Source organism: Actinomadura macra NBRC 14102 (genome assembly GCF_001552215.1).
Lineage (GTDB): Bacteria > Actinomycetota > Actinomycetes > Streptosporangiales > Streptosporangiaceae > Spirillospora > Spirillospora macra.
This window is the reverse complement of record NZ_BCQT01000014.1, coordinates 194,660-207,843: the sequence shown is the minus strand read 5'-3', so window position 1 is coordinate 207,843 and position 13,184 is coordinate 194,660. Positions and strand designations below refer to the sequence as shown.

The window sequence follows — 13,184 nt, the reverse complement described above, 5'->3', positions numbered from 1 at the left end:
AGGCCAACAAGGTCTCAAATCCAACAGCAATTTGTCACAACCGCATAGCCCCGGCGGCCACACGGGCGGCGGTCGGGGCTCGGATCCACGTCCCGGCGTGGGGTCCCGCCGGGGCGCGGCACTATTGGGGCATGTGATGAGCAGGAGGTTCGGCGCTCCGGACGGGTCATCGGTGGTCTGGCCGCTGACCTCGACCGGGACGAACCCGGCCACGGAGCGTGACGAAAAAATTCACTGGTCGCGGACAACGACCAGATTCACGAAGCGCGAACGCTCAGATACTCAGACAGAACATGAGAGAGCGTCAACGCTTCGATCCTGACTGGATTTCACTGTGAACATGTTGCGGGCGGTGCCGCCGTCCGTGCCACCCGTCGGCGCCACAGCCCGCGCCACGGTCAGTGCCACTCCCACTCGATGCCGACGATGCCGCGCCGGACGTTGCCGACCGCCAGGTTCGCGCTGCCCGACGTGCCGATCCACAGCTCGCCGAGGCGACGCCGGGGCGCGTCCGAGGTCTCGGCGGTGAAGCCGTAGCAGCGGGCCGGGAGGCGGCCGCCCTCGAACTGGATGATCGCGACGTAGTCGTGGACGGGATGGGAGAAGCGCCGCTCATAGCCGTCGGCCACCCACGCGCCCGCGCCGCCCGTTCCGACGCCCACCGGGACGCCGCCCGCCGGGCCCAGCTCGTACTCGACCACCGCGGTGTCGCCCGCCGCCAGCACCCGGTCGAAGACGAGCTCGAACGCCATCAGCCCGTCCTCGGCGCGGATCCGCCCGGGCCGGCAGTACCGCACGCCGGTCAGCTCCACCTCCCCGCCAGGTCCGCCGCCGGAGCCGGGCCCGAGCCCGCCGGCGTGCCCGTCGGACGGCCCACCGTGTCCCGTGCCGGGCGGCGGGGCGCCGACCCGGTCCGTACCGTCCGGCGGGGAGTCGATCTTGGCCGGGCCGGTCTGGTGGACGCAGACGACACGGTCGATGTCATCGCCGGCCGCGCGCAGCACCGTCCGCACCGACAGCGACCATGTGCGGCGGACGTCGTCCAGCCGGTACACGTCGTGGATGCCGAGTCGCTCCAGCCGGTGGTCACCCGACCGGTCGAGCTGGGCGACGAGACCCGCGTACCGGTCCGGGTCGGGCCACAGGTCGCCGGCGGCCCGGCCCCGGTCGCCGTGACCGGACGGCCCGACGCTGTTCCCACCCCGGCCGGGACCGCCACGGACGGGCGGCGCGGTGGGCGTGGGATCGTCGAGCAGTTCCGTCAGCGTTCCGGCGGGTACCTGGAGGATCTCTTCCAGCGTCGTCACGACGGCACGCGAGCGCGGTCGACTACGACCGCGCTGCCAATAGCTCAAAGTGGCAACGCTGACTGTCAGGCCACGCTGGCCGAGCCGGTGCCGGATCCGTTCCAGGGTCAGCCCGCTCGCCTGGATGGCCTGCCGCAGTGCACCGGCGAACTCCACGGCCGGATGGTACCCGTCCAGGATCCTTTCGTCAGGTTTCTACGCGGACCTGGCACTCTGCGACAATCTTGGAACGGACCTAGAACAACACCGACATGAACGATCCGATCTCGGTGAATCCGACGCGACGGTACGTGGCACGGGCCCGCGTGTTGTAGTCGTTGACGTACAAGGACACGGTCGGGGCGATACCGCGCAACGCCTCCTGAACGACCGCGGACATCCCCGCGACCGACCGGCCCTGCCCGCGCAGATCGGGTGGGACCCAGACGCCCTGAACTTGGCAGGCCCGCGGGGTCACGGCACCGATCTCCGCCTTGAACACGACCCGGCCGTCCTCGATCCGGGCGAACGCGCGGCCGTCGCGGATCAACTCGGCGACCCGAGCGCGGTAGAGCACTCCCCCGTCGCCGGTGTTGGGCGAGACGCCGACCTCTTCGGTGAACATGGCGACGCAGGCGGGGTAGACGATGTCGAACTCCTCCATCCGGACACGCCGGACCGCGAGGTCGGGCGGCGCGTCCGGAACAGCCGAGGTGGCCATCACGGGCTGAACGGCGCGGACGGCACGGGGCGGCCCCCAGTAGGGCGCCAAGATCTCCCACAGCTCCCCTACGGCCCTGACCGGGCCGACGATGGACGAGCAGCGCCGCCCCTGCGCCTGGGCCCGCTCAGCGAACGCACGGACCGCCTCGGGGCCCGCGGCGACCGGGATCAGGTTGGCGCCGGAGTAGCAGAGCGAGCGGAGCCTGCCGTCGCGCAGGTAACCCCACATCTGGGCACCGAGGCGGCGCGGATCGAGCCCGGCGGCATGCACGCGGGAGCTGACGAACACGTTCGCCACCGGGTCGGCGTCCAGGATGGCGAGCGCCTCCGCCCGGTGACGGTCGTCCAAGACCCGCACCGGCAGCGAACCCAGCATGCGCACGGTTACCGGCTCCGGGACGGGACCGGCCCCCGCGCGGCCATCTGCACTGTCAGCACCACGCCGACAAGCCTATGACGTCTCTGGGACGGGCACCGCAACCGGCTCCCTCACCGTGGTGCGGCCGGGCCCCCGTCCCGTCCGGTGCTCTTGGCCGGCGTGGGCTCGGGGGCCGGCCCGGCGGGGCATTCGACGTCCGGGCCGGGCTTGTCCGCGGGGACCTTTCCGCTGGCCAGATAGGCGACCATGGCCGCGTCCACGCACTTGTCTCCGCTCAACGACACCCCGTGGTTGCCACCGCCGGCCTGCACCACCAGCCGGGAGGTGGGAAACCTGCGATGCGTCTCCAACGCGCCAGGATAGGGCGTGGCGGCGTCTTCGGTGGCCTGGACCAGCAACAGCGGCGGCAGGGTGGACGCGCCCCGCACGGTGGGCTGTGGCCCTCCCGGGACGCCCCAGAAGGCGCAGGGCGCGTTGTACCAGGTGTTGCTCCAGGTCTCGAAACGGTAGCCCTCGCGGTAGAGCCGCTCACTGTCGGCGTGCCAGCGGCTCCAGTCGCGCGGCCAGGCGGCATCACGACACTGGACGGCGTTGTAGACGGCGTAGTTGTTCTGGTCCAGCCAGCCGGGCGGCTGCCACGCCTTGCCGAGGGGGGCCGTCTCGTGCCGGACGGCGTAGGCCGACAGCGCGGAAGCGTGGCTGGCCCAGCTGTAGTCGCCGTAGCCGTCGGCGAGGAACAGGTCGTCCAACTCGGACGCGCCGACTCTTCCACCGATGGGTGCGGCCTTGACCGCCGCGCGGACCCTCGCGTAGGAGGCGGCGACCTCCTCGCCCGTCCGGCCGAGCTTGTAGACGTCCTCGTGGCGGGCGATCCAGGCGAAGTAGGCCCTGATCCGCTTCTCGAACGCCACATTCTGGTCGAGGTTGTCGTCGTACCAGACGCCGCTCGGGCGGACGACGCTGTCCAGGACCATGCGCCGGACGCGGCCGGGGAACATCGTCGCGTAGACCGCGCCCAGGTAGCTGCCGTACGAGTAGCCAAAAAAGTTGATCTTGTGTTGGCGGAGCGCCTGCCGGATCGCGTCCATGTCGCGGGCCCAGTCTGCCGTGCCCATGTACGGCAGGATCGCGCGGTACTTCTTCGCGCAGTCGTCTGCGTAGGACTTGGCACGGCCCGTCCAGGCGCGTTCCTCGGCTCCGTTCGCGGGGACGGAGTCGGCGCGCGGGCGACCCGGGTACTGGTACCCCTTGTCACAGACCAGCGCGGGCTTGCTCGCGCCGACACCCCGCGGATCGTAGCCGATCCAGTCATAGGCCGCCGCGACCTTCTTCGGCAGCCCGGCGGTGAAGACGCCCGGCAGGTCGCGTCCGTGCGCGCCGGGTCCGCCGCGGTTCAGCAGAACCGCCCCCTTGGAGCGGGAGGTGGTGTGGGGGGCGCGGGTGAGCGCAAGGGTGATCTGCCGGCCCCGCGGGCGACGGTAGTCGAGCGGCACCCGGAGGGAGGCGCACTGCAGGCCCTTGAGGTGTCCCTTCTCCACCGGGTCCTTGGCGGGGCAGGACACCCACGCGAGCCCGGCGGGACGCGGCGCGGGGTCGGGGCTTGCCTTCGCGGGTGTCGCGGCGGTGGCGGGCGCGCCGAGGGCGGCGGCGGTGGCGAGCCCGATCGTGACTGCTGCGGCGGCCGTCGCGGCGGCGGCCCTCTTTCCAGGGACGTTCAGCACTCCCGCTTTCTACCGGCGGCCTGCCCGGGAGCCGCCGAACCGCGGATTGGGCGATTCCACCGCGAGCCGGGTTCTCTCCGAACGAATGGCGGCGTGCTTCGCCGTCCTCCGTGGAAGCAGGAGGACGGCGAAGCACGCCGCAACGCCAGTAGACGCGGACTTCGGTACACGCGGACTTCGGAAGACGCGGACTCAGCGCATGTAGACCTCAGTCCGCGTGGACCTCAGTGCCTGGAACGTCTCCGTGCACCGCTACGGGCGTCCGACCGGAAGGTCCTTACCCGTCTTGGCGCCAGCCGCCTTCGCCGCCGCCGCAGTCGGGTCCGGGTCGTTCAGCTCCGGGACGGCCTTGCAGAGGACGTCGGGGCCGCGGTGGCTCTTCGGCAGCCAGCCGCTGTCGAGGTAGGCCGCGACCTTGTCGTCCAGGCAGGCGTTGCCGTTGAGGGTGTTGGCGTGGGTCTTGCCGCCGACCTCGAAGACGAGGCGCGAAGCCGGGAACGTCTTGTGCATCTCAAGACCGCCCGCGACCGGTGTCGCCGCGTCCTGCGTGGACTGCACGAGCAGCATGCCGGGGGCGCCCTTGCCGCTCAGCTTCAGCGCCGGACCGCCCTGGAACGGCCAGAACGCGATGGGGGCGTTGAACCAGACGTTGCTCCAGGTGTTGAACCGGTAGCCCTGCTTGTAGAGCTTCACGGCGTCGTTGTGCCACTTGCTCCAGGTGCGCGGCCACTTGGCGTCCGCTGCCTGGACGGCGTTGTAGACGGCGAAGCCGTTGTCCTCACCGCCCGCATTGAGCCAGTCGAGCAGGCCGGAGGGGTCCTTGCCGTCGATCCACTGCGACAGGGCGCGCGCGAACGGGATGTAGTAGCCGGTGTTGTAGCCGGCGCTCAGCACGATGTCGTCGAGCTCGTCCGGACCGATCTTGCCGCCGATCGGGGCCTTCTTGGCCGCCGTACGCGCCTTGTAGTAGTTCGCCTCGACGGCCTTCTCGGTCGTGCCGAGGTGGTAGAGCGCGTCGTACTTGGCCGTCCAGGCCCACCAGGACTTCATGTTGCGCTCGAACGCCTTGTCCTGTTCGAGCTGCGAGTCGTACCAGACGGTCTTCGGGTTGACGTTGCCGTCCAGGACCATGCGATGCACGCGCTTGGGGAAGAGGGTGGCGTAGGTGGCGCCGTAGTACGTGCCGTAAGAGAAGCCGTACCAACTGATCTTCTTCTGACCCAGCAGGGCACGGATCGTGTCCACGTCGCGTGCGGCGTCGGTGGTGCGCATGTGCGGCAGCAGCCAGCCGTACTGCTTGGCGCAGTCCTGGGCGTACTTCTTCGACTTGGCGATCCAGACCTTCTCCTCCTTGGCCGACCCGGGGACATAGTCCGGACGGATCGGGTCGGAGTAGTGGGGGTCGCAGGACAGCGCCGGCTTGCTGGAACCGACACCGCGGGGATCGAAGCCGATGATGTCGTACTTCGCGGCGGTCTTGGCGTGTCCGACTCCGCCGAGCCACCGGGCGAGGGCCGGTGCGTACGGCAGGCCGCTGGCGCCCGGGCCGCCGGGGTTCACGAACAGGACGCCCTGGTAGTTCTTGGTGTCGGTGTGCTTGAAGCGCGACACCGCGATGGAGATCTTGCGGCCGTTCGGCTTCCGGTAGTCGAGCGGCACCGGGACCTGGGCGCACTCGGCCGTGTTCATGGGGTCGTCCGGGCCGCTGACCTCGCATTTGCCCCAGGCGATCGCGTTGGCGGCGACGGTGCTCGCGTTGCCCGAGGGGCTCGCGGACGCGCTCGCGGAGATGGCGGCGGCGGTGCCGCCGGTTGCCACGGCCACCGCGGCCGTGACGATTACGATCCTCTTCACCTAACCCCCTAGGACCGGCGGCTCCGCGGGCCGGTGGGAGCCGGGGAAAGCACGCCGGTGCATAGCCGATGCGTGGATTGCGTGGAGATTGTTGCGGTCCGGCCGCGGATGCCGGGAGGGGCCGTCCCGAGTGGATGCGAAATCGTGACTGGATCCGCGGGAACTTCGTGATGTGAAGCATCGTTCGACCACGCCGGCACGGCACCGAGCGGCACCGTCGGATGGCGCGTTGGGACGACGCGGAAGGACCCCGGGGATCGCTCCCCAGGGCCCTCCGCGTTCAGCCGTGACGCCGCGTCGGCGGAGGATCCCGCCTCGGCGGACGCCCGTCAGCGGGAGGACGGCGTCAGCGGATGACGTCGTTCTTCAGGATCCCGGTGCCGGACAGGGTCTTGGCCGAGGCACCCGACGGCGGGGTCGGGTCGCCGAGCTGCGGGACGTGGACGGTCGACTTGCCCGGAAGCTCGCCCTTGAGGAAATAGGCGTCGAAGTAGGCGTCCACAGCCGCCGAACCGCGGTGCACGATGCAGTGCGTGCGGTCGCCGTCCTGGACGACCAGGTGCGAGCCCTTGAGCCTGCGCTGCATCTCCAGCGCGCCGGCGTACGGCGTGGCCGCGTCGGCGGTGGACTGGAACAGCAGGATGTTCTTCGGCAGGCCCTTGGTGCGCCCGACGTCCACCGGCTTGCCGGCCTTGGCGGGCCAGTACAGGCAGGGCGCGTTGTACCAGGCGTTGCCCCAGGTCAGGAACGGGTGCTTCTTGTTGATCTTCTCGTTGTCGCGCTGCCACTTCTTCCAGCTGAGCGGCCACTGGACGTCGGTGCACTGCACGGCGTCGTAGACGGCGTAACTGTTGTCGTCGGCACCGCCGGTGGTCTGGGCACCGAAGGTCTGCGCGAACGCCGCGGTGTTGCCGGCCTTGTACGCCGAGAGGCCGGCGGCGTAGCCGTGCCAGACGGCCTGGCTGCGACGGTACGCGGCGTTCTGGATGGTGTCGGTCAGCTCGTCCGGGCCGACGGCGATGGTCTGGCCGCTGTCGGGGTCCTTGTAGTAGACCGGCTCGCTCTTGAGCTTGGCGCGCAGTCCGTAGAAGAACTTACGGACGTGCGACTGCTTCGTGCCCAGGTGGTAGACGGAGTCGTACTTGGCGATCCAGCCGAAGTAGTACTCGATGTTCTCGTCGAACGCGACGTCCTGGTTCAGGTTGGCGTCGTACCAGACATCGGACGGGCCGACGTTGCCGTCCAGCACCATGCGGCCGACGTTCTTCGGGTACAGGGTCGCGTACGTGGAACCGAGGTAGGTGCCGTAGGAGGCGCCGTACCAGTCGAGCTTCTTGTTGCCGAGGGCCTTGCGGATCGACTCGACGTCGTTGACCGAGTCGACCGTCTTGATGTGGTTCAGCAGCCCGACCTTGTCGGCCTTCTTGCAGGCGTCCGCGTAGCCCTTCGCCTTCTTCAGCCACGTGGCGACGGACTTGCGGTCGCCGGTGCCGTAGTCGGGTCGCGGAGCGTTGGTGTAGTTCGGGTCGCAACTGACCGCGGGAACGCTCATGCCGACGCCGCGCGGGTCGAAGCCGATGACGTTGAACGCCTCGCGCATCGGAGCGGAGTTCTGCGCGAACACGCGCGGACCGAACAGCGCGCCGCCTCCACCGGGACCGCCCGGGTTGACGACGATGTCCCCCTTGGCAGCGCCCGTGCCCGTGTGGGGCGTGCGGGTGAGCTGCAGCGTGATCTTCTTGCCCTTGGGCTTGGCGTAGTCCAACGGGACCTGGAGCTCCGCGCACTGCACGATCTTGGAGACCGGGTACAGCACGTCGTAAAGATCATGCACTGTCTTGACGAAGTCCGCGGGGCAGGTGTGCCACTTCAGCGCGGCGGGGTCGAACGCTCCCGCCGATCCGGCGGACGGGCCCTGGGCCTGTGCGCTTGTGGCGCCCAGTCCGGTGAGACCGAGCCCGGCCACTGCGGCCACGACAACGATCCTCTTCACATATCCCCCTAACGTGCCGACTCAGATTGAGTCAGACATACGGGCAAATCGGTGAAGATTGTGGCGCTCCGGTCAAGCGCGCCGACAGAGCCCCCCACGAGTGGATGCCGAATCGTGACAAGATCCACGGAACCTCGTGACAGTCCCGGACGTCCCGGCCCGGGGCACGCGCATCACGAAAAGGGCCCCGGGTGCGCACCCGGGGCCCTCCTGCCGTGTTCCGCGGCCGTCAGCTCACGGCCTCGCCCGCCGCGTCAGCTCACGATGACGTCCGCGCCGGGGCCGGTGGCCGAGCCGTCCTCGCCGATCTCAATGCCCATCTCCTCGGCGATGCGCATGGCCTCCTCGATCAGGGTCTCGACGATCTGCGACTCGGGGACGGTCTTGACGACCTCGCCCTTGACGAAGATCTGCCCCTTGCCATTGCCGGAGGCGACGCCGAGGTCGGCCTCGCGCGCCTCACCCGGCCCGTTCACCACGCAGCCCATCACCGCGACGCGCAGCGGCACCGGGAAGCCCTTCAGCCCGGCGGTGACCTGCTCGGCGAGGGTGTAGACGTCCACCTGCGCCCGCCCGCAGGACGGACAGGACACGATCTCCAGACCGCGCTTGCGCAGCCCCAGCGACTCCAGGATCGCCGCGCCGACCTTGACCTCCTCGACCGGCGGCGCCGACAGCGACACCCGGATCGTGTCGCCGATGCCCTCCGCCAGCAGCGCCCCGAACGCCACCGCCGACTTGACGGTGCCCTGGAAGGCGGGCCCGGCCTCGGTGACGCCGAGGTGCAGCGGATAGTCGCACGCGGCGGCGAGCTGCCGGTACGCCGCGATCATCACGACCGGGTCGTTGTGCTTGACCGAGATCTTGATGTCGCGGAAGCCGTGCTCCTCGAACAGCGAGCACTCCCACAGCGCCGACTCCACCAGCGCCTCCGGAGTGGCCTTGCCGTGCTTCTCCAGCAGCCGCTTGTCGAGCGACCCGGCGTTCACCCCGATCCGGATCGGGGTGCCCGCGTCGGTCGCGGCGCGTGCGATCTCGCCGACCTTGTCGTCGAACTTCTTGATGTTGCCCGGGTTGACGCGGACGGCCGCGCAGCCGGCGTCGATCGCGGCGAACACGTACTTGGGCTGGAAGTGGATGTCAGCGATGACCGGGATCGGCGACTTGCGGGCGATCGCGGGCAGCGCGTCCGCGTCGTCCTGCGACGGCACCGCGACCCGGACGATCTGGCAGCCGGACGCGGTCAGCTCCGCGATCTGCTGCAGCGTGGAATTCACGTCGGCGGTGAGGGTCGTGGTCATCGACTGCACCGACACCGGGGCGTCCCCGCCCACCGGTACGTCCCCCACCATGATCTGCCGAGACCGGCGCCGGGGCGCGACCGGACTCGGTTCCCCCTCCCCGTCGCCCTCGCCACGGATCGTCGGAATACCCAAAGAAACGCTCATCCCACTCCTCTGACTCGCCTCTGCTCACCCCGGAGGCGTCGGCCCGTACCAGCCTAGGCGTCCCGCGCGAATGCGGTGACGGTGACCGGTACGCAATAGTGTGACCACATGAACACGCTACGTAAACATCTTTGAATCATTGCGGTGGCCGGAGCGGATTCACGAGGTCGGCGAGAATCAGCAGCACCCCCAGCCCCACCAGTAGCAGAACGGCCAGGTAGGTGATGGGCATGAGTTTCGTCATATCAACCGTCCCTGGATCTGGACGGCCCCGAGCGCGCGCGACGCGAGCGCGTGCGCGCTCGTAGACGATCACGGCCAGATGGCCGCCATCCAGGGGCAGCAGCGGCAAGACGTTGAGCGCCCCTAGGAAGATGTTCACCGAGATGACCAACGACAGATACAGGGCGAGCTTGTCGCGCCCTGTGCTCTCGGAGGAGAAGATCTGCCCGGACACCTCCGTCGCGCCGACAACGCTGCCGACCTGGCCGCCGGGCGTGCTCTCGCGTTCCGAGGTGAACAGCTTGGGGATCGCGGACGGAAGGTCCACCAGGACCTTCCCGATCCCGGCGATGGTGGTGCCGGTGGCGCGTCCCGCGAACACCGCGGCGTCCACGGGGCCCGTCCGGTCGTAGCCCTGCCCGACGGTCCGCGCGGACATGCCGACGAACGCCCGCCCGTCCACGTCCGCGAGCCGCATCCGCAACGTCAGCGGCAGGGACGTGCCGGGCCGCCGCACCACCACCGGGACCGTCCGCCCCGGCTTCGTGTCGCCGATGGCCTCCCGCAACTCCGCCCAGTCGGCGACGCGGACGCCATTGAAGGAAAGGACCCGGTCACCGGCGCGGAGCCCAGCGGCGGCCGCGGGGGAAGGCGTCCCGCTTCCGGTGCAGTCGTCCTGGACGCGCTCGGGCACGCACGCCGTGACCTCGTCCACCGTCGTCGTGACCGAACCGGGGTCCCGGATGCCGACCGTCATCGCCATCACCATGAGCAGCAGGAACGCGAACACGAGGTTCACGACGACCCCGGCGCCGATCACGACCGCACGCCGCCCGGCGGGCTGCCGGTAGAACGCGCGGTCCCGGTCGGCAGGGTCGATCTCCTCCAGCGGCGTGTACCCGACGATCTTCACAAAACCGCCCAGGGGGATCGCCTTGACGCCGTACTCGGTCTCGCCCCGCCGCCACGACCACAGTGTGGGGCCGAACCCGACGAAGTACTGCGTGGCCTTCATCCCGAACCGCTTGGCGGTCAGCAGGTGCCCGCCCTCGTGCAGCATCACCGACACCAGCAGCGCGACGACGAAGGCGACGGCGCCGAGGAGAAAGGCCATCCGAGCCCCCAGGGGTCCCCCGGGCGGCTCCCGGGGTCAGTCCAGTCCGGTCAGTTCCCTGGCCCTGGCGCGTGCCCACCCGTCGGCGGCGAGGACGTCGTCCAGGGTCAGTTCCGCAGACATGCCCGAACCGTGCCCTTCTATACGGTGCCCGTCGCAGTGCTCGTCGACGACGCTCGCGATGGTGTCGACGATCCCGAGAAAGGGGAGCCGCCCAGCGCGGAACGCCTCGACGCACTCCTCGTTCGCCGCGTTGTAGACGGCGGGTACGGTGCCGCCGAGCTCACCTGCGCGGCGTGCCAGCGCCACCGCCGGGAACGCCTCGTCGTCCAGCGGGAACAGCTCCCACGTGTGGGACGCCGTCCAGTCGACCGCGGGGGCGGCGTCCGGAACGCGGTCGGGCCAGTCGAGGCCGAGCGCGATCGGCAACCGCATGTCGGGCGGGCTCGCCTGCGCCAGCGTGGACCCGTCGGTGAACTCGACCATCGAGTGGATGACCGACTGGGGATGCACCATGACCCCGATCCGGTCCATCGGGACGTCGAACAGCAGGTGCGCCTCGATGACCTCCAGCCCCTTGTTGACGAGGGTCGCGGAGTTGATCGTGATGACGGGTCCCATGTCCCAGGTCGGATGGTCCAGCGCCTGCTCGACCGTGACGTCGGCCAGTTCCGCGCGGCTCCGGCCGCGGAACGGGCCACCGCTCGCGGTCAGCACGAGCCGTCGCACCTCCTCCGCCCGCCCGCCGCGCAGGCACTGCGCGAGCGCCGAGTGCTCGGAGTCGACCGGGACGATCTGCCCGGGACGCGCCCGCTCCTTGACCAGCGGGCCGCCCATGATCAGCGACTCCTTGTTGGCCAGCGCGAGCGTCCGTCCGGCGTCCAGTGCGGCCAGCGTGGAGGCCAGGCCGAGCGCGCCCGTCACCCCGTTCAGCACGACGTCGCACTGCCACCCGGCGACCTCGGCCACCGCGTCCGGACCGGCGACGATCTTGGGGATGGCGTAGTCGCCGGCCGCGTAGCCGCGCCGCTTGGCCTCGGCGTAGAAGGCGAGCTGGAGCTCCTGCGCCGCGGACGCCTTCGCCACCGCGACGATCTCGGGCCGGAACTGCAGCGCCTGCTCGGCCAGCAGCCCGACCCGGCCGCCGCCGGCCGCGAGGCCGGTCACCCGGAACCGGCCGGGGTTGCGCCGGACCACATCGAGCGCCTGGGTTCCGATCGTGCCGGTGGATCCGAGCACGACGATCTCGCGGGCGGTATCAGAGGGAGACATCACCCGCCCATTGTCGGCCATCGGCGCGCCCATCAGGGCTCAGCGTCGGAGGCGAGCCCCCCGACCCTCACCGCAGCAACGGCAGGCGGAGGACGAAACGGGCGCCGTTCATGCCGTCGGCGACATACAGCCGCCCGCCGTGGGTGACCGCGACCTGCCGCGCGATGGCCAGTCCGAGCCCACTGCCGCCGGCGCCACGGTCGCGCGCGGAATCCAGGCGGGCGAAGCGCTCGAAGACGCGGTCGCGGTCGGCGGGCGGAATGCCGCGTCCGTCGTCGCGGACCTCGACCACCGCCTCCGTCCCCTCCGCGCGCACCTCCACCTCGATCATCGCGGCGGCGTGCCGCTCGGCGTTGCCGAGCAGGTTGAGCAGGACGCTGCAGAGCTGCTCCCGGTCGGCCTCGACCCGGATACCGGCCTCGACCTTGGCGGCCAACGGGACGGGCGGGGTACGCCGGGCGAGTTCGTCGTCCACCAGGCTCCCGAGATCCAGCGGTTCACGGTTCGGCTCCTCCCCCGAGTCGAGGCGGGCGAGCGCGAGGAGGTCCTCCACGATCCGGTGCAGCCGTTCGACGTCGCGCAGGGAGTGGCGCAACGTGTCGAGCAGTTCACCGTCCTCCGGATCGGCGAGCGCCAGCTCGATCCGGGTACGGAGCCCGGTGAGCGGGGTGCGCAGCTCATGCGAGGCGTCGGCGATGAAGGCCCGCCGCTGGAGCGCCGATCCCTCCAGCCGCGCCAGGACGGCGTTGACACGGCCCGCCAGCCGCGCGGTCTCGTCGCCGCCGGACGGCACCTCCACGCGCCGCGCCAGGTCGGACATGGTGATCTCCAGCATCTCCGTCTCCAGCCGCGCGACCGGTCGCACCACCCGCCCCGTTGCGCTCCACACGCCCCACCCGAAGAGCCCGAGGGCCACGACGCACAGGCCTGCCATGGAGCCGGCCAACGCAAGGTCGTGTCCCGGCCCCACGAGCACACGAAGGACGACCGCCGTCACCGTCACGGCGGCCACCAGGAGTGAGCCGATCACGCCCATCGCCACGCGCGTCTCTCGCGCCCGCGCGGAGCGCGGCTTGGACGACCGGACGCGCGGCGATGCGTCCCGGACCGACATGTCTCCTTTGTACGCAGTGATCGCCCAAGGAACGGCAAAGGGCCCCTTCACGGAGCGC

General features: G+C 70.3%; 9 protein-coding genes. All 9 read right to left on the bottom strand.

What is annotated here, in order from left to right:
• Nucleotides 1–398: 398 nt before the first annotated feature.
• Complete coding sequence (locus tag AMA02S_RS23850) at nt 399–1,463, bottom strand: helix-turn-helix domain-containing protein (RefSeq protein WP_067461610.1); 1,065 nt, start codon at nt 1,461–1,463, stop codon at nt 399–401.
• Nucleotides 1,464–1,542: 79 nt separating this feature from the next.
• The gene (locus AMA02S_RS23845) at nt 1,543–2,385 is read right to left on the bottom strand and encodes a GNAT family N-acetyltransferase (RefSeq protein WP_067461609.1); all 843 of its coding nucleotides are present in this window, start codon (nt 2,383–2,385) and stop codon (nt 1,543–1,545) included.
• A 113-nt stretch (nt 2,386–2,498) separates the two neighbouring features.
• The gene (locus AMA02S_RS23840; protein WP_245667775.1) at nt 2,499–4,109 is read right to left on the bottom strand and encodes an alpha/beta hydrolase; all 1,611 of its coding nucleotides are present in this window, start codon (nt 4,107–4,109) and stop codon (nt 2,499–2,501) included.
• A 252-nt stretch (nt 4,110–4,361) separates the two neighbouring features.
• Nucleotides 4,362–5,963 carry an alpha/beta hydrolase gene (locus AMA02S_RS23835; RefSeq protein ID WP_245667774.1) on the bottom strand — a complete coding sequence of 534 codons (1,602 nt, stop codon included), beginning with the start codon at nt 5,961–5,963 and terminating at the stop codon, nt 4,362–4,364.
• A gap of 346 nt (nt 5,964–6,309) precedes the next feature.
• Complete coding sequence (locus AMA02S_RS23830; RefSeq protein WP_169806878.1) at nt 6,310–7,938, bottom strand: alpha/beta hydrolase; 1,629 nt, start codon at nt 7,936–7,938, stop codon at nt 6,310–6,312.
• A 272-nt stretch (nt 7,939–8,210) separates the two neighbouring features.
• Nucleotides 8,211–9,404 carry a flavodoxin-dependent (E)-4-hydroxy-3-methylbut-2-enyl-diphosphate synthase gene (gene ispG, locus AMA02S_RS23825; RefSeq protein ID WP_067461607.1) on the bottom strand — a complete coding sequence of 398 codons (1,194 nt, stop codon included), beginning with the start codon at nt 9,402–9,404 and terminating at the stop codon, nt 8,211–8,213.
• A gap of 136 nt (nt 9,405–9,540) precedes the next feature.
• Entirely contained in the window at nt 9,541–10,740 is a 1,200-nt protein-coding gene (locus tag AMA02S_RS23820; protein WP_067461606.1) for a M50 family metallopeptidase, read from the bottom strand.
• A 36-nt stretch (nt 10,741–10,776) separates the two neighbouring features.
• A complete protein-coding gene (gene dxr, locus AMA02S_RS23815; protein ID WP_067461644.1) occupies nt 10,777–12,012 on the bottom strand; it encodes a 1-deoxy-D-xylulose-5-phosphate reductoisomerase in 1,236 nt (411 codons plus the stop codon).
• Nucleotides 12,013–12,079: 67 nt separating this feature from the next.
• Complete coding sequence (locus AMA02S_RS23810; RefSeq protein ID WP_067461605.1) at nt 12,080–13,126, bottom strand: sensor histidine kinase; 1,047 nt, start codon at nt 13,124–13,126, stop codon at nt 12,080–12,082.
• Nucleotides 13,127–13,184: the final 58 nt, after the last annotated feature.